The sequence below is a fragment of the Halalkalibacter suaedae genome, assembly GCF_017939705.1.
GTDB classification, from domain to species: Bacteria; Bacillota; Bacilli; order Bacillales; family Bacillaceae_D; genus Halalkalibacter; species Halalkalibacter suaedae.
On record NZ_JAGKSQ010000019.1, the window covers coordinates 1 to 17,017 of the forward strand.

General features: G+C 37.3%; 23 protein-coding genes. 5 read left to right on the forward strand and 18 right to left on the reverse strand.

Annotated elements, in window-relative coordinates; genetic code table 11:
• Positions 1-756: 756 nt before the first annotated feature.
• The 10 genes from J7W16_RS21360 to J7W16_RS21400 form a co-directional block, all read right to left on the reverse strand.
• Entirely contained in the window at positions 757-3,393 is a 2,637-nt protein-coding gene (locus J7W16_RS21360) for a phage tail tape measure protein (RefSeq protein WP_210599470.1), read from the reverse strand.
• A gap of 213 nt (positions 3,394-3,606) precedes the next feature.
• Positions 3,607-3,765 (reverse strand): hypothetical protein, encoded by a 159-nt coding sequence (locus tag J7W16_RS21365; protein WP_210599471.1) that lies wholly within the window; start codon positions 3,763-3,765, stop codon positions 3,607-3,609.
• The gene (locus J7W16_RS21370) at positions 3,766-4,254 is read right to left on the reverse strand and encodes an HK97 family phage prohead protease (protein WP_210599472.1); all 489 of its coding nucleotides are present in this window, start codon (positions 4,252-4,254) and stop codon (positions 3,766-3,768) included.
• A gap of 1 nt (position 4,255) precedes the next feature.
• Positions 4,256-4,456: a hypothetical protein gene (locus J7W16_RS21375; protein ID WP_210599473.1), complete on the reverse strand. Its 201-nt coding sequence runs from the start codon at positions 4,454-4,456 to the stop codon at positions 4,256-4,258.
• A gap of 80 nt (positions 4,457-4,536) precedes the next feature.
• Positions 4,537-4,659, reverse strand: a complete 123-nt coding sequence (locus J7W16_RS22235; protein WP_283246071.1) for a hypothetical protein — start codon at positions 4,657-4,659, stop codon at positions 4,537-4,539.
• Positions 4,660-4,868: 209 nt separating this feature from the next.
• Positions 4,869-5,219 carry a hypothetical protein gene (locus J7W16_RS21380; RefSeq protein WP_210599474.1) on the reverse strand — a complete coding sequence of 117 codons (351 nt, stop codon included), beginning with the start codon at positions 5,217-5,219 and terminating at the stop codon, positions 4,869-4,871.
• A complete protein-coding gene (locus J7W16_RS21385) occupies positions 5,213-5,650 on the reverse strand; it encodes a hypothetical protein (protein WP_210599475.1) in 438 nt (145 codons plus the stop codon). The genes J7W16_RS21380 and J7W16_RS21385 overlap by 7 nt, the downstream gene beginning before the upstream one ends.
• 35 nt (positions 5,651-5,685) lie before the next feature.
• The gene (locus J7W16_RS21390) at positions 5,686-6,453 is read right to left on the reverse strand and encodes a hypothetical protein (RefSeq protein ID WP_210599476.1); all 768 of its coding nucleotides are present in this window, start codon (positions 6,451-6,453) and stop codon (positions 5,686-5,688) included.
• A 16-nt stretch (positions 6,454-6,469) separates the two neighbouring features.
• A complete protein-coding gene (locus J7W16_RS21395) occupies positions 6,470-6,874 on the reverse strand; it encodes a hypothetical protein (protein WP_210599477.1) in 405 nt (134 codons plus the stop codon).
• Positions 6,864-7,097 (reverse strand): helix-turn-helix transcriptional regulator, encoded by a 234-nt coding sequence (locus J7W16_RS21400; protein ID WP_210599478.1) that lies wholly within the window; start codon positions 7,095-7,097, stop codon positions 6,864-6,866. The genes J7W16_RS21395 and J7W16_RS21400 overlap by 11 nt, the downstream gene beginning before the upstream one ends.
• 129 nt (positions 7,098-7,226) lie before the next feature.
• Here J7W16_RS21400 and J7W16_RS21405 point away from each other — a divergent pair, with 129 nt between their 5' ends.
• On the forward strand, positions 7,227-7,613 hold the full coding sequence (locus J7W16_RS21405) for a helix-turn-helix domain-containing protein (protein ID WP_210599479.1): 387 nt from the start codon (positions 7,227-7,229) through the stop codon (positions 7,611-7,613).
• 152 nt (positions 7,614-7,765) lie between these two features.
• Here the strand turns inward: J7W16_RS21405 and J7W16_RS21410 are convergent, their stop codons facing one another.
• Together J7W16_RS21410 and J7W16_RS21415 are read right to left on the reverse strand one after the other, a co-directional pair.
• Positions 7,766-8,086, reverse strand: a complete 321-nt coding sequence (locus J7W16_RS21410) for a DUF771 domain-containing protein (RefSeq protein WP_210599480.1) — start codon at positions 8,084-8,086, stop codon at positions 7,766-7,768.
• A 1,320-nt stretch (positions 8,087-9,406) separates the two neighbouring features.
• Positions 9,407-9,709, reverse strand: a complete 303-nt coding sequence (locus J7W16_RS21415) for a hypothetical protein (RefSeq protein WP_210599481.1) — start codon at positions 9,707-9,709, stop codon at positions 9,407-9,409.
• A gap of 182 nt (positions 9,710-9,891) precedes the next feature.
• On the opposite strand from J7W16_RS21415, the gene J7W16_RS21420 reads away from it, so the two are divergent.
• Together J7W16_RS21420 and J7W16_RS21425 are read left to right on the forward strand one after the other, a co-directional pair.
• Positions 9,892-10,101, forward strand: a complete 210-nt coding sequence (locus J7W16_RS21420) for a helix-turn-helix domain-containing protein (protein ID WP_210599482.1) — start codon at positions 9,892-9,894, stop codon at positions 10,099-10,101.
• 58 nt (positions 10,102-10,159) lie between these two features.
• Entirely contained in the window at positions 10,160-10,732 is a 573-nt protein-coding gene (locus J7W16_RS21425; protein ID WP_210599483.1) for a type II toxin-antitoxin system PemK/MazF family toxin, read from the forward strand.
• A gap of 879 nt (positions 10,733-11,611) precedes the next feature.
• Here the strand turns inward: J7W16_RS21425 and J7W16_RS21430 are convergent.
• Together J7W16_RS21430 and J7W16_RS22240 are read right to left on the reverse strand one after the other, a co-directional pair.
• Positions 11,612-12,334 (reverse strand): hypothetical protein, encoded by a 723-nt coding sequence (locus tag J7W16_RS21430; protein WP_210599484.1) that lies wholly within the window; start codon positions 12,332-12,334, stop codon positions 11,612-11,614.
• A 66-nt stretch (positions 12,335-12,400) separates the two neighbouring features.
• Complete coding sequence (locus tag J7W16_RS22240; RefSeq protein WP_283246072.1) at positions 12,401-12,523, reverse strand: hypothetical protein; 123 nt, start codon at positions 12,521-12,523, stop codon at positions 12,401-12,403.
• Between the two features lie 127 nt (positions 12,524-12,650).
• On the opposite strand from J7W16_RS22240, the gene J7W16_RS21435 reads away from it, so the two are divergent.
• Positions 12,651-13,229: a DUF3967 domain-containing protein gene (locus tag J7W16_RS21435; RefSeq protein WP_210599485.1), complete on the forward strand. Its 579-nt coding sequence runs from the start codon at positions 12,651-12,653 to the stop codon at positions 13,227-13,229.
• A gap of 34 nt (positions 13,230-13,263) precedes the next feature.
• Here J7W16_RS21435 and J7W16_RS21440 read toward each other — a convergent pair whose 3' ends face one another.
• The 3 genes from J7W16_RS21440 to J7W16_RS21450 form a co-directional block, all read right to left on the reverse strand.
• Positions 13,264-13,839 (reverse strand): hypothetical protein, encoded by a 576-nt coding sequence (locus tag J7W16_RS21440; protein ID WP_210599486.1) that lies wholly within the window; start codon positions 13,837-13,839, stop codon positions 13,264-13,266.
• Entirely contained in the window at positions 13,820-14,218 is a 399-nt protein-coding gene (locus J7W16_RS21445) for a hypothetical protein (protein ID WP_210599487.1), read from the reverse strand. The genes J7W16_RS21440 and J7W16_RS21445 overlap by 20 nt, the downstream gene beginning before the upstream one ends.
• A gap of 84 nt (positions 14,219-14,302) precedes the next feature.
• Complete coding sequence (locus J7W16_RS21450) at positions 14,303-14,701, reverse strand: hypothetical protein (RefSeq protein ID WP_210599488.1); 399 nt, start codon at positions 14,699-14,701, stop codon at positions 14,303-14,305.
• A 227-nt stretch (positions 14,702-14,928) separates the two neighbouring features.
• Between J7W16_RS21450 and J7W16_RS21455 the strand changes: the two genes are divergently transcribed.
• Positions 14,929-15,153: a helix-turn-helix domain-containing protein gene (locus tag J7W16_RS21455; protein WP_210599489.1), complete on the forward strand. Its 225-nt coding sequence runs from the start codon at positions 14,929-14,931 to the stop codon at positions 15,151-15,153.
• 703 nt (positions 15,154-15,856) lie between these two features.
• Here the strand turns inward: J7W16_RS21455 and J7W16_RS21460 are convergent.
• Positions 15,857-17,017 (reverse strand): phage tail protein (locus J7W16_RS21460; RefSeq protein ID WP_283246073.1); only part of this gene is annotated, 1,161 nt, incomplete at its 5' end.

The window sequence follows — 17,017 nt, forward strand, 5'->3', positions numbered from 1 at the left end:
CCCTTCGAAAAGAGGGTTACGAGGTGGATTATGATGATTTTTGGGATGTCTAGAGAGAAGGAAAGAGGACAGGAATCCGCTTAAAGTAATTTCCGAAAAATTTTTATGCGGTACGCAGATTTTTTTTTGGAAAGGGAGTTTTTCTAGAAATTAACCCCAAACGTAACAGGCCAAGCGTTACAGGTGAGTTGTTACGCTTGGCCTGTTACATGGGCGTAACAACCTTAAGGTGCTTTAGAATAGGTGTTTCACCTATGTTTACAACCCCAACTTTAACCCTGTTTTGCATTTCTGATTTGACCGTTTTTCCAAAGAAAATAACTACTATTCCTGAGATGTAAAAAAGATAGTTTCTTCTCTTAAATCTCTTCCGAAAATGTTAAAAAATGAAAATTATTCCGCTTGCGATATTCAGTTTACTGAACGTTAATCCACTCATTGAAACACCAAAATTTATTAGGGTGTGTAAATGGGCATTCTGAATAATTCACTCCTATTATTTCAACTTTGAATTTTTACGAATTTCATTCAAGTACGGAAAACGCCCTAAAACAAATTACAATATTTGGGATATGAACACGACATATAACTAACCTTATATGTCGTAACCGCGATAACGGTTTTCAAAATACTGATATAGGGTAACTCGATTAATTTGCATTTTAAAGAGACTACTCGTAAAAACACGGTAGTCTCTTTTAGGTGTTATTGTTTCAATTCATCGAGTTATACTTTTTTATATTAACTTCAGTTTCATCATCTATTCATATAATTCATTACTGTTTGTTCCGCCTGTAACTGATTAATATCATCGACAAGAACACGTGCCAAACTCTCGCTTCCGACTTGAACATTAATGATCGCCGGTCGTCTATCTCTTTCGCCAAGTGCCTGAGTCTGCAAGTTACGTGAGTATCCCTCAGTAGAAAAAGACGTTTGTTCTACCTTAGGTGTAACGGCTTGTGCCATTTCAGAGGCTTTCTTTTTAAGACCGTTCATGGTATAGTCCATACCCATTTCTAATCCTTTACCAACAGAATCCCCAATAGCCATTGTTACTTTAGATGGGGAATTAATTAATAGTGCAGACTCTAACGTACCTTTTATACCGTTAGCTATTTCTTTAGCTTTTGCCCATAACGCATTTGCTTGTTCTGAAATACCATCAATTAAACCTCGAATAATATTTATACCAATTTGTTTAAGGTTTATCCTTGTGAATTTAGAAACTATATTCGATGCGACCTCTCCCGCTTTGTTCAAAAGATTATTAAACCATCCTACCGCACCATCATATAAACCCTTTACTTTCCCGACAGCTTTTGAAAGCATAGATCCCATAAGTTCAACAACACTTCCGACCATTTGACCGACTTTTCCAAGTGTTCCACTCTTCAATAGCTCGACAAAATTAGTGAACTGAGCTTTGAGGGATCCTACAATTTTGAGAGATCCTTCTTTCATTTTTTCTAAATCTCCAGTAAAGAGCCCAACTAACACACCGACAATTCCCATGATCACATTTTTCATGTTTTCAATGGTTTGGGTCATGTAATTTGTTAAGGTTTTGATTTTGTCCATTGCCTGGTCTTTTAAATTAGTAAAAAATCCAACGGTTAGATTCACGAAATTCCTAATGAACTCTCCCAAATCAGAAAAGGTAACAACGGCATTTTCTTTGATTTCATCCCAATTTTTATAAAGGGCTATACCTATAGCGATTAAACCGACTATAGCAGCTACAGCAATCCCAATAGGACCTGTTATGATAGCCATAGCTCCACCTGCAGTTGCGATTGCTCCACTCACAGCAGTAAAAACGGTGATAGCTGATCCTATAAAACTAATTAATGTACCTATTACTAATAAAACAGGACCAATCGCCGCGGCTATCGCACCAATAACAACCGCTATCTCTTGTCCTTTTGGTGATAATTCACCGAACCAATCAGCCATCTTTTGGATTGCACTATTTATTTTCGGTAGCCATTTTTCAGCCATGTCTAACAGGATCAATCCAAGAGGCAGGATAGAATCTTGTAGATCTCTCAGTACACTTACAATTCTCGAGCCGAAATTGTCATACATAGCATCTCCGGCTTTTTGAGTTGCCCCTTCAGTTTCTCCAAGTAAATCCTTTGTTGTCCCTAATGCTGTGACAACATCTGATTCAAGGTCTTCCCACTGAGTACCAAATAGAGCAACACCTGTTTCATTACGAAGTATTTCATCATCCATTCCAGATAAGGATTCCATGACCTGGTTGAATGCCTCTTTCCCTGCTTCTCCACCCTCTGTAAAGGCTTCCTGCATATCTCCAGCATTTAACTTAAGGTTAGCGAAAGCTTCGCTCGTCGATTCAGAACCATCCTTTGCCCTGATGTTGAATTCCTTAACAGCGTCACCCACTTTATCTAACGAAAACGCCCCAGCTTCAGCTCCTTTTAGAAGGGTATTAACCATATCATCCGAACCCATACCGAGAGCCGAAAACTGCGGAGCATATTCATTTAGGGAATCTAGCAACTCCCCACTGTAATCTCCACCTTCTTGGAAGCCTCTTGTCATCAAATCAAATGCTTCATCAGCATCTATACCGAAGTTCTTCATCAAGGTCGAAGCCGTCTTGGTCGATTCTTGGATATCAGCACCAAAAGCATCCTGAAGAATATAGGCGTTTTCAGTAACGGTTTTTAAATCTTCATCATTTAAGCCCTTTATGTTCTGCTTGACAGTAACAAGCGACTGATTTACATCTTCCATACTTTCGCCAAACGCATCATTAAAAAGTTCTCTAGCCACACCATCTAACTCTTTAGCTTCTTCAGCAGTTAAACCGAGTTGAGCTTGTATCTTACCTTGTGCAGCTTCTACATCGCTTGCAGATTTTAATGCGATACCACCAAGTGCAGCCATTGGTAAGGAAACAGAGGTAGAAAGCGTCGCTCCAACTGAACTCATCTTATCGCCTGTCTTTTGAAAACTCTCTCCTGTTTCTTTAGCTTTATCTGCTAAGGAGTTGAAACCTTTTTCCGTTGACTTCAATTCACTCTCAAAGTGATTCAATTTACTCTCTGTTTCAACAAGTTCTCTCTGGAATGCCCTGTACTGAGCCTCACCAATTTCACCACTTTTGAATTGCGTTTCGACCTGAGATTGTACACCTTTTAATTGATTAAGTTTATCGCTCGTCGCACCAATTTGTTCAGTTAGCAATTGTTGTTTTTGTGCTAATAACTCAACAGATTCCGGATTAAATTTCAATCCTCTCTCAACTTGTCTTAGTTCGCCCTGCAAGTCTCTACTTTGCTTATTTACACCTTGGAGAGCTTTGTCTAAACCTTTCGTTTCACCATCTATCTCAATCGTAATCCCTTTGATGTTTTTAGCCATTTTCTTCACCCTCTCGAATAAGAGAGGCACAAAAAAGAAGCCCCTCGTTTTTTGAGTGGACTTCATGAGCCTTAAGTGGTCGTCTGAGCGACTTTTATTTAATTATTGTAAGCATTGATTGTTTTACAACGGGTACACTTTATTTCAGCTTCACCGCTTATTTTCCCAAGTGTTTTTTTGCATTTCATACAGTGAACAACTTTCAGTTCCGTCTTACTCATAATCTTTCATCCCACCTAGCACAGTCTGCACACGATTGAAAGCTAAAGTAAGCATTTTTTCATCTCTTCGTTTATGTGCTTTTATCACGTCATCACAAGCCTTTTTAAGATCATAGAAAAATTGTATCTTAGTTTTTTTTTGTTGTTGCATTTACACACACCTCAGAGACTTATCGATTTTAGACAACAAAGATAACGTAACGTGATCGCATCCTGTTCGAACAATCGATTTTTTGTAAGCTGGCACTTCAACCAAGCTAATTTCATCCAGGTCAGCTTTTTTTACAAGACGGTACTCATAATGACGATATTCATCCATTTGCACACGTGCATTACGAAATCCTATTGATACATGACTTATAGTACCTTCTTTTACTAAATTATAGACAAAGCGCCCCTCGCTACTATCAGGCAATTCAATACTGAACGCTAAGCCTGTCTCATCTTCCAGAAGAGTTAAGTCCCCCTCGATTTCATAATGATTTTTATGAAATAACAAGACTTTTTGTTTTTTTGTTGCTATAGATCCTAAAAACGCCCCACGCTGGAACTGTTCGTAAAAGCGTATATCGTTCTTCTCTTCAATAAATGCTTTATCATTCCAACAAATGGCATAACCAGAAAGGATAAGTTCTGCCATTCTATCTAGTTAAATTGTGTTTAGATAAAAATTCAGCTAAGTTTTTAGTCGCTTGATGATATCTTTTGACCACATCCTCTTTAGGACCATTTAGCCTTCTAGTTCTTGTTGCTTCAGCGGATTCGTCATATTCTTTTATAAGCTTGTCCATCTGGATTTTCTCTTGTTTGTTAAGTTTTTTCGTTTTTTCTGCAGATAACATTTGGTCAGCTCCTATTTTCAAATTTACATAGGGTGCTGCTAAACACCCTATACGATCACATTCATTGGGAGAGGGCATCATTACTTGTGCTTCTTTAAGACTGCATTGATTTGGCTGATCAACGCAGTCCGCTTTTCTACTTCTTTTGCTATTGCCATCCTTGATTCGCTTCCTGGAAGTGCTGATGCTGTTTCATATCTCATATGTAATCACCTCCTTTCAATGGGCCGGTTAGTGACATCTACATTTTTGTAGTACTACAATAGCGTGATAAAGGTAAAAGCCTTGATTTGTAGTAATTCTTTTCAACTGTAGTACTACAAAAAAACTACAAAAATTTTTTTGAGGTGTGCGTTTGCCTCCCCTTCCCCGGTATCCCTAATTTGTCTAAAATCGGTTAATGGTAGGGGGGCTATAGATTCCAGTTGATCTTAGAATTCAAATCGAAACCACAATCGATACCTAAAGCTAAGGCTAGTTTCACCATAGCCCGAGATCTGATCGTATTGTAATGAGCTGCACTAATGACTGGACTAAACTTAAAAGAATAAACTTGTTGATCTGTGGTGTATTCGCTATCTGGATGGGTATACCGTTCTTTTATCAAGAAACGTTCTTTTTCCGGTAGCTTCTCAATTGCTCTTTCTACTTTTTCTACCGATTGAATTTCACCTATTTCTTTTGCGATTCGATAACGTTTTAGCTCTTTAGAAACCTTTTCTTTAACCATTCTTTTTTCGCTTGTAGAAAGGCGATCTAACATGTAACAACACCCCCTGTTTGAAATTGCTGCATGTATTCATTTTTTAACTTGCCATCAATAGGTGCTCTTTCTTGAACATAAATGGCGTAAATTCGTTTCAATATGTTTGTCGGGATAGGGTTACCAGTGAAAACTAATTGCCGATCTGATTCATTTAACTGGTTCACTGCTTTTACCAATCGTCTCTTTCTTTCTTCTGCTCGTTTAAGGCATTTCAGAAAAAACTCATGCTTTTCTATCCGTTTAATTACTTGTTGCTCAACACCCATCTGTTCTCTGACGATTTCACCTGTTTCGAGAACATAGCTTTGAGGATAAGAAACTACCTGTTGATTTTCTTCAATCTCATCTCGGATGTCCTTAACCACTGCTTCATAACGCAAATAGAAAAATACTTCTCGCTCAATAATTTTGTACCAAGGTTCTTCCATGCTCTTCACCCTTTGCTATATTCAATAACCTTCGTCTAAAAGGGGAAATGTCTATCTATAGCTGGTATGAATGCTAAAATGTTTCCGTTATTAGATTCTGGTAAATTACTAAGGTGTTCATATGCTACATTCTCAAAATCTTCACGATCTACTCCACGTTCTTCTAGCTGATCCATAGCACTCATGATTCTAGTAGCTTGTTTTTCTGTTACTGGATAATGATCTTGTCCTAACATTTCTTTAAAGACAGATTTATAAATTTCAAAAAAAGGATGGACGGCTTCGTTTTGAAAAAAGGAAGTAGTATTTTTTTTATCTTTCTTACCTTCTTTACTTTCTTTATTTATATTGTTGGGTGCTCGTTGCTCTCTTGTTGCTCTCATCTCTTTTTCATTGTTTGATTCATCGTTGCTTTCATAGTTATTTGGGTTCTGATAAACCCCGTAGTTATCAATGGTTATCAACAAACCGTGCGTTGCTTTCGTTGTCGTAATCATTGTTGCTTTCGTCTTGGCTTCATCGACTGCTTCATTGGGTTTTCGTAACCAATCAATAATTTGATAAATTTGATCTTTTGTCGGCTTTTCTTTTCGAAAACCTACGTACCAGCTGCAAGCCTCGCGGATCTCTGGAATAGAAACAAACAACTGTCCTCTTTTTAACTGTTTGAACTCTTTGTATTGAGCTCTGTTTAAAAGGTAAAGCCAAACTTTTAAATACAGTGGCGGCTTATCCCATATTGAGCTTTCAATAATTTGACGAGACAAAATTATGTAGCCACCTGGTATTAACGGCTCGTTCATATCACCTCACCTACTCTTATTCTTCGAAGTCAGTTTCCCATTTTAAAAGTGTTTCCACTGCATCTTGCTGGGAGAGTCCGCCCGCTTCAACTTGTTTGAAAAGCTGTTTAATAAAGTATTTTCGCCTGTTTTCCTCAATTAGCTTAGATGTATTAGGGTTTAAACGAACTCGAGCTCGAACCCCTTCATACATTGATTGTCCTAAATTAAAGAACGTGTGCCTTTCTGAACAATTATCAACCGTTGTTTCAATAACGTTTTGAATTGAGACCTCTTTATAATCACCTTCGTTTTCTACCTCAATAGAATCACCGTGACCAAGATCCACATAAGAAAACCTTCCTTGAACCTTGTAAGCAAGAGCAATAGTATCAATCGCATAATTAACAGTCAGGCGACCTATCAAATAATCAGCAGCCAACTTTCTCACCTCCAGCATCAATTACAAAAATTTCATCAAAATCAATTTCTAGAACTTCAGTTATTTTTTTTGCTGTTTTCGGACTAGGGTTTCGACTTCCATTTGTTAACTGCACCATCATAGTCTGGGACAAACCAATTACTTTACTAAATTCCGTTTTGCTAAAGCCTTTTCTCAGTAATAGCACATTGAACTTCTCGTAATCTTTCACTTTAATTTTCAAAGTCCCCGCCCCTCCTTTCTTGCTGCTAGTACGATTTTAATTCATTTTCTTACTTATAGCAAGTTAATAGATATAAAATGTTTACTGTTAGCAAGAAATTGTATAGTATTGTTATAAAGGAGTGAGAAAATGAATGCTCAAGAATTTGGTTCTTACCTGAAAGGATTAAGGAAACGACAGGGATTAACACTTAAAAAATTAGAAGAATTAACTGGATATTCGAATTCGTATTTATCGCAAATCGAGACGGGTAAGAAGGGTATTCCTTCACCTGAGATACTTAAAAAGTTAGAAAGTCCATTGGGAGAGAAATATTCACAGTTAATGTTTAGAGCTGGATATTTTGAGTGGATGTATGATGAAGAGGCCGATCCTATGTACGACACTCAAGACTTAGGATTTGTACTTCATCAAAAGAGGGTATTGTATGGAGATATTGAGTTGACTGACCAGGATAAAAAACTGATTACACTTTATATAAATGCTCTTGTTTCTGAAAGAACAAAAAAAGCCTAGCAGCTCCCAACCAGGAGTTAACTAGGCTTTTTGATTACTTTGAAGGATCCTATTAGATTAATGTATACAGAAACTACAGTTCAACAGGTATTAATGTAAACATTAAAGGTGGTTTATGTATGCAATAACTATAGTTAATGTTTACATAAATCCTAAATTGAAAATATCTGAACAAAGTTGTCATCCAGAAACTCAGCCATTTTTGAAGCCTGAAAACTCCATGTCTGTCCTTTTGACCTGGGATAAAACACGAAACCTCCATTTTCACTATCTAGGATCCGTCTGAATCTTATTGGATAGAGAACATTCTCCTTGATCCATTCTTGTTTTCGATTAACACGAAGCTCCAGATCCTTCATGTTCCAGTAGACACCCGACAGTTCTTTACTCTTTAGTTCTTCAAACTCTAATTTTGTTATCAAAACATACTCTTCAGGGATATCTATAGTTAGGCTCACATTTAATCTCTGCAAGAATGACCACTCCCTATCCGTATATTTATTGAATTTCACATACCGCAATCAATATAGTAAATGAAATTAAGTCCTGTCTTTAGGTTGATCTTCTTTTTTCATAAATTCACATTGTAATAAAAACCTAACTAACAGCTTCATAGCTTCATCAGATGGTTGTCCCCAATTTTTATTCTTATCCATAAGGCTTATTCACTCTTTCAATCAAATTAGTATTATGTTGAAAGTCTAACTATATATCCTCATACTCTGCCGATCCCTACCGCACTTCCGTTTGCCTTCGCCCTGTCCTCGGGCCGAGGCTATGTCCTCACCCATTAGACACTTACTCTCGTTCTCATCTCTTCTTTATTTTTCATCTTTTTTCGTCTATAAGCTTGACATCTTTTCGCTCTTCAACAGGCAATGCAAGAGGTAGGAAAACGGCTGGAAACAGTCTTCGCCCCTATACGCAGGCAAAACTGAATAAACAAGTTAAGCTGCATATAGAAGCAAAGTCGATATTCAACAGGCGTAGCCCTCAGCAGGTGTCCGTATGTATAACCCTTCCATGACTTCCGATCTCTCAACCGATCCAAGCTTTCTACATACAAAATCGCCCCTGTATGCTGGTCAACGCAAAGTTGCGTTATCCCTGCCTGAACACCCTAGCGCCGCAACGCTAACGATTACCGTCCCAAACCTTTCGCTTTCGCTGGTAGTCCCCACCTAGACTGTCACACGGAATGGAAGGTTGTCCGTTTTGTTGTGACACGCTTAATTTTATGTGCATCGGCTCAGCTAACCTGTTCAAGTTTTGTTTTACAACGTGTGTTAGGCATTCCACGTTGCAGAAAACAAAAAAGCATACTCCTTTAACCTGTTAAAAAAATAAGAGGTTAAAAGAGTATGCTCCACAATTCGTGAAAATATACCAAAACAAACCTATTGAAATATCAATAGCGATTGGATATAATGAACACATCTAATAACCTGTTGTCTGAGAACAGGCAAAGTCATTTCCGTTAGCGTGCTGGTAACACCTAACATTATGGAAATGGCTTTTTTATTTGTCCGATCTATTAAGTTAAGATTAATTGTAAGTCTTTCATTCTCATATTTCAACAACAAGCGAAAATAATTTTTGAAGATGCCATGGAGCGGTTTTTCGTTTAATCAAAGTCTTAAGAAAAAATAGGGGTCGATTTTACCGATCCCCTTTTGCTATAATTAGTTATCAAATGTTTTGATCAGAAGTCACGGTGTCTCCAGCACTGTGGCTTTTTTTTTCAAGATTACGACTAATTCTATTCACTTCCCATACAATTTTCACTTCATTCTTCAACCTTCGTTTTTTACAAAAGTTTCAAATATCGTATCTCTTATGTGACTGGTTTTTTCTACTTCACATTTCAGTTCATCTACTGTGTATTGCATAAGTTTTGCCAAAACTCTAGCTTTCCTAGAATGCTCTCTATAGTAGAGTTCTTCTTGACCTCTGTCTTCGACTTCCTCCATGGTTTCAACTAAATGAATAAATTCCAATTCTACGTCCGCTATCAACGATACTAAATTCCTAATTGCTCCCATTTCAAAATCTAATTCATAAGCAAGACTCCTGGCTGTTACTGGCTTGTCATTCACTAGTAACCCTCCCTTTTTCTACATTTTATTAAAGAAATAAACGTATTTATTGTAGAAAATCTACATCTTTATGTAGATAATTGTAGGATAGAATATATAACTTGTCAATTATTTCTTTATTTTTCCATAGTTTAATAGGTATAATTAAAGAAAAACTACAGAAATAGAAGCGGGTGGAGAATTTGATCAGTTATAAACCTTTAATGAAACTAATGATTGACCGTGATATTCAAAAACAAGACCTACAAAAAAAGATCGATGTTTCATGGTCCACGATCGCTAAATTAAGCAAGAACCAATATGTTTCACTGGAAGTCATCGATAAGATTTGCACAGCTTTAGAATGTCAGCCAGGAGATATTATGGAACATATAAAGGGAGACAGCGAATAAGTACCCCTAAAACAAATTTAGGTCGGTGCTTTTTATCGTTGAGAGAGGGGAGAAACAGATGAAAACGGAAACGGATAAAAAGATACATGAAAATGAATCTGCATTAATTGAAATGAACAAACAACTAATGAAGTTGGAAAAAGTCATTCAAAATATGACTGAAAAACGCGGAAATATCTTTATTGAATGGTTAGAAAATCAAAATAAATATTTAGAATGGGAAGAGAATTTTGACCCTTCCTATTTACGTGCGTATAAGCGTTCAGAGATTATATTTGCTAACTTTGGCTTCAATGTAGGAGCTGAGTATGGCGGTATGCACTATGGTGTTGTTATCAAGGATAGTTCTAAGCACAACCCTAATGTGAACGTTGTTCCTTTAACGTCCCTGGAAGAAGGAGAGACTGAAGAAAACTTGCACAGAGACCGACTATTCATAGGGCAAATAACTGGACTCAATAAAAAGAACTCGGTAGCAATTCCAGATCAGATGCGTCCAATTAGTAAGATTAGAATTGTCAAACCTAAAAAAGCTTACCACCAAATATTTAAACTCACTAATGACCAGATGGATCTACTCGATGAAAGAATTAGACGGATGTACACTAAACTTAGACCAGAAGAGAAATAAAAAGACAACCTTGAAAAACATAACGTATTAGTGTAGAATAGTACTCATATGTTTCAAACAAACGGATAATAATAATATTGCCCTTTGAGTTTATAACTCAAGTGCGGCCTAAAAGATTCTAACTGATCGCCTTAGCGTGATCCCAAAAGGAAAAGCCACTTCTCTTCGGAGGGTGGCTTTTTACGTTCAAAAATTTCATTATATTAAACTTTTCAATAAAAATTTAAAAGTTGAGGTATACGATAAGGTCAATGTCATACATTGTATTACAGCGGTAATACCGCTATTAGCGTAATTAATCAAACCCTTATCGTTCAAAGGATACAAAGGTGTATACAAATCTCAAACGAACACGCTAACGAAGGTCTTAACGAAAAAAAAGCTGAAGTGCTCCCAACACTCCAGCTGCTACACACGTTATGATAACAGTAAAAATTTCGCTTAGTTTGGATCCTTTTTAGAAGGATTCTTTTTTTTATCTCTGTATCTCATAACTGTAATTAACAACATACACCCGTTCAAAAAAATAGTTATTGTTCCAAAAAAGATACTAAATGCGAGGGTGGTTACCGCAATGCCTTCCAAATCACAATCACCTCCAGACCTCTGGAGAATAACTGTTAACCTAAGTGTGTAGATAGTACATTTTATTTGCATTAACTGTTTATATTCGTTGTTTAATTATTAATGTATAAGTTATTCAACATTATTACGTAAAATAATCATATGCCGTAATTATGCAAAACAAAAAAGCCTTATATATAAAGGCTTTTACTCGTCGAAAACGGACCCATATTATACATATTTTTATACATACTGATAAATCAAGGGTTTTGAGCTCACTAGATTGAATCTATGTTGCATAAAATCCTGCATAAATCATTCACCAGGAGTCGTATAGATGTAGCCGATCGTATCACCGGAATTGTTGTACACCTGGTAGCAGACTTCGCATTGAGTCATCAGCATAGGCGGACGATATACTTTTGTTAATTTATAGTTACTAAATACATCCACGCTACCACTTGCAAAAGTAATTTGAACCCCTTCACCATCTTCTGTAGATTCTGCTCTTTTAATTGGTGTCGCAATATATAAGTCGTTTTTGTAATAGTGGAAGAATAAATGAGGCTTGGCATTAAACACAAAAACCTTAAATTCCTCCCAAACTTTCTCGTTCGGCTCAAATTCATAAGGTGTTAACTCTTTTTCAAGAACGTCACGCAGTACAGCAGATTGCTTATCCCCTGTTTCCTCCATACGTCCCTCTATCTCTCCCCAAATTTCCTCTGACAACGTGAGAGAAACCTTTTTAGTGACACCAATAGAAGGTCTGCCAACGGGGCGATCAGCTGGAGGAGTAAAGTAAGCACCGTGGATCATGTTTTCTAATTTACCAACCATTTTAGCGACATGGCCATATTCATTATCACTAATAAGACCACCTCTAAAATATGCGTTAATTACTTTGAAGGCAGCTTGAACGAAGTCATCGACCTTTTTTGTTGCATCAGGAGCGAAAATATCTTCTCCTCTTATTTGTTCTAAATACTCCTTACCCAACTTTTCAACTTCTAATTTTGCCTCTTCAAAGTGATTCATATCGTAACTCCTCTTTTATTTAAGTTACTCATATAATAATAAAAGTAACTATAATAGTCAATATTTTTAGTTACTTTTATTTACTTCTTTTTCTTCCACCTCTTTAACCATCCGCTTGTAAACTTCAATGAACCGATCAAGAGCTTCTTTACTTGGTTGAGGTTTGCTCATGCAAATCATTATTCCCATACCCACACCACCTTTTTTCCTCATTATGCACACAACCAAATTTCATTGTGTTATTTTTAAAGGACAACAAAACGCTTGTCTTTTCAATACAGAACGCATTACATAACGCTACTGGAGGGCGGAATGAATGGAAGAATATAACGAGAAAGCTTATAGTACAAAGGAAATTAGTGAGCACTTAGAAATCGGGACCAGCACACTTAGAAAATGGTGTTTGTCACTCGAAGAGAACGGATATGACTTTGCAAGAACAGAAGGGAACAAGAGACTGTTCGTGGAAGGTGATCTAGTCTCTCTTAAATATTTCAAACGCCTGGTTCAAGATGAACGTTTTTCAATGGAGAACGCATCAAAAGTTATTATATCAAGGCATTCAAGTAAAGCGTCCGAATCGAGAACGCCTAGTGTTCTACCGCAAGACGATGAAAATAAACGTTCTAACGAGCGTTCTGATGAAATGATACAACAGCTGTTAGAACACATGAAAAAGCAAGAAGAACGTATGGAACAACAGGAAAAATTCAATAAAGAACTACTGGAACGACTAGATAGACAGCAAACTTATATAGAGGAACGGTTAAACGAACGAGATAATACCCTTATACAATCGTTAAGAGAAGTCCAAGAGACAAAACAGTTAATAGCCGCTGCCAAAGAGGAAGAAAACAAGAAAGGATTTTTCGCACGAATATTTGGCAATAAATAAGACCCGCCAACTTTGGCGAGTCTCCTTTTTTTAGTCAGCCACCCATCTCTATAATTCCACACACGATCTCCTGAGCTTCCCCTTTGCTATGTTTTTCAATGAAATCAATCAAGAGAATCTCTAGCACTCGTTCAAGATAAAACGGATGATTAGGATAGATTTTTTCTATATCAGCGAGTAACACCTCTCCACGTAATGCAAGACGTCTGTTTATCTTGAGAAAGTACGTCTCTGTTTGATCGTCAACTGGTGTTTTCCTGATCGGATAGAGCGGAATTTCTTCAAACGTGATCTCGCTATACTTCTTAATCCTTACATTAGGCGTTCCCCGGTCATATTCCAAGAGTAGTTTATAAGTACCTCGAATGTCCTGCTTTTCCCTTACAAACCCAATGAAATCAGACCAAAGGTGGTTAATAAGGTCAGACAGTTTAAAGCGTTCTTCAGTGAGTTCTCGAACATCTTCACATAAGATCATGGCTCTAAAGTAAACATCACGTGGTAGCATCAAACGTAGCTCTGTATTCTGCGGAACAAACACACGTGTAATTAAGTTCGATTTACTTAACTCCTGGCTAATTAGGTTTCGCTCACTGAACGCCCTCAACATGTACGCCCCCTTTTATAAAAAAGATAGAATCCGTTAAAATCCGATGAGTCGCTTCTCTTATGCTGCAGCTCCACTTTATGGAGTAATTGACGATATGCCGATATAACTCTTCATCAGCTTTCACATGAACAATAAAATCAGTGTGTTCGTAAGGGCGGGGATGGAATTCTTGATTTCTTTGAATCTGGATTTGAATAATTTCCGTACAAAATGCCGTCATGGACATTCTTCTAGAACGAGCATTCCATAAAATAAACTCTCGATCCTGATCTGTGATCGGTACCCGAATATCAACCTTCTTATCTGAACGAGTTTTGCGATTAATAGAAGGTTTTCTTGGACGTCTTTGTTCATTAAGCATTGGATTTAGTCTCTTCATTCCGTCTCTCTCCTTCCTTAATTTTGTTACATTGGCCGAAGTAAATTTGGTCCCCTCGTCCTCTTGGTCATATTGGAACAAGCGTTATCCTCGTAGGGGATATTGACGTCCACTCACACTGATCGAGACCTCTTGATTACTCGAATGAAACATCTTAGGTGCAGCTGTCGGTTGTTCCTGGACTCGCCTTGGTCTTGCCCTAGTCACCTGTGTTTCTGGTTGCACCCGCTCCTTCAATTTATCAAGTCCTATGTTCGTCTTTTGGTTTAACCATAAATCCTCATCTGTTTCGTTCCAAAGTGGCTGCGGTAATGTCATCCCTCTTTTTATAAAAGGCTCTATTATTTTGGAAAACTGTTCAGTATGGCCAGCGATAAAAAGTGCTGCACGAATGATCTGGTTACGATCTAGATGAGTCGCATTAAACAAATTATCAACGTATTCCTTGTAAACCTCCTCGTATCTAACAGTTGGTCGATACATATAAACCTCCCTGGCGTCTCTGTGGCGTTCTTAGACACTCCTTATACGTTTAGGTATCATCAGACTTATTTCGTTGCTCTGACGTCCTCCTGTGCCTTTGATAAAGGATACTCATCACCGCTTGTCCACTATTCACACTTTTTATATAAAATCACAATTAAGTGAATAAAGGACTTTCCTAGTGACCATAATGATCCTATTAAACAATCAAAAAGGAGCGGGTTGATATGTTCGGATTAGGGAAGCAACGTTCTAGGTTTGGAAAGTTTTTAGATAGACACAGTATTCTTCAAGAGGAGATCGCCAAAGAAAGCGGAGTAAACAGGAATACTATTTCGAGGCTGACAAAGGCAGATGACAACAGACCCAGCATGAAGAATGGATCATTGATAATTAGGACCCTTCGAAAAGAGGGTTACGAGGTGGATTATGATGATTTTTGGGATGTCTAGAGAGAAGGAAAGAGGACAGGAATCCGCTTAAAGTAATTTCCGAAAAATTTTTATGCGGTACGCAGATTTTTTTTTGGAAAGGGAGTTTTTCTAGAAATTAACCCCAAACGTAACAGGCCAAGCGTTACAGGTGAGTTGTTACGCTTGGCCTGTTACATGGGCGTAACAACCTTAAGGTGCTTTAGAATAGGTGTTTCACCTATGTTTACAACCCCAACTTTAACCCTGTTTTGCATTTCTGATTTGACCGTTTTTCCAAAGAAAATAACTACTATTCCTGAGATGTAAAAAAGATAGTTTCTTCTCTTAAATCTCTTCCGAAAATGTTAAAAAATGAAAATTATTCCGCTTGCGATATTCAGTTTACTGAACGTTAATCCACTCATTGAAACACCAAAATTTATTAGGGTGTGTAAATGGGCATTCTGAATAATTCACTCCTATTATTTCAACTTTGAATTTTTACGAATTTCATTCAAGTACGGAAAACGCCCTAAAACAAATTACAATATTTGGGATATGAACACGACATATAACTAACCTTATATGTCGTAACCGCGATAACGGTTTTCAAAATACTGATATAGGGTAACTCGATTAATTTGCATTTTAAAGAGACTACTCGTAAAAACACGGTAGTCTCTTTTAGGTGTTATTGTTTCAATTCATCGAGTTATACTTTTTTATATTAACTTCAGTTTCATCATCTATTCATATAATTCATTACTGTTTGTTCCGCCTGTAACTGATTAATATCATCGACAAGAACACGTGCCAAACTCTCGCTTCCGACTTGAACATTAATGATCGCCGGTCGTCTATCTCTTTCGCCAAGTGCCTGAGTCTGCAAGTTACGTGAGTATCCCTCAGTAGAAAAAGACGTTTGTTCTACCTTAGGTGTAACGGCTTGTGCCATTTCAGAGGCTTTCTTTTTAAGACCGTTCATGGTATAGTCCATACCCATTTCTAATCCTTTACCAACAGAATCCCCAATAGCCATTGTTACTTTAGATGGGGAATTAATTAATAGTGCAGACTCTAACGTACCTTTTATACCGTTAGCTATTTCTTTAGCTTTTGCCCATAACGCATTTGCTTGTTCTGAAATACCATCAATTAAACCTCGAATAATATTTATACCAATTTGTTTAAGGTTTATCCTTGTGAATTTAGAAACTATATTCGATGCGACCTCTCCCGCTTTGTTCAAAAGATTATTAAACCATCCTACCGCACCATCATATAAACCCTTTACTTTCCCGACAGCTTTTGAAAGCATAGATCCCATAAGTTCAACAACACTTCCGACCATTTGACCGACTTTTCCAAGTGTTCCACTCTTCAATAGCTCGACAAAATTAGTGAACTGAGCTTTGAGGGATCCTACAATTTTGAGAGATCCTTCTTTCATTTTTTCTAAATCTCCAGTAAAGAGCCCAACTAACACACCGACAATTCCCATGATCACATTTTTCATGTTTTCAATGGTTTGGGTCATGTAATTTGTTAAGGTTTTGATTTTGTCCATTGCCTGGTCTTTTAAATTAGTAAAAAATCCAACGGTTAGATTCACGAAATTCCTAATGAACTCTCCCAAATCAGAAAAGGTAACAACGGCATTTTCTTTGATTTCATCCCAATTTTTATAAAGGGCTATACCTATAGCGATTAAACCGACTATAGCAGCTACAGCAATCCCAATAGGACCTGTTATGATAGCCATAGCTCCACCTGCAGTTGCGATTGCTCCACTCACAGCAGTAAAAACGGTGATAGCTGATCCTATAAAACTAATTAATGTACCTATTACTAATAAAACAGGACCAATCGCCGCGGCTATCGCACCAATAACAACCGCTATCTC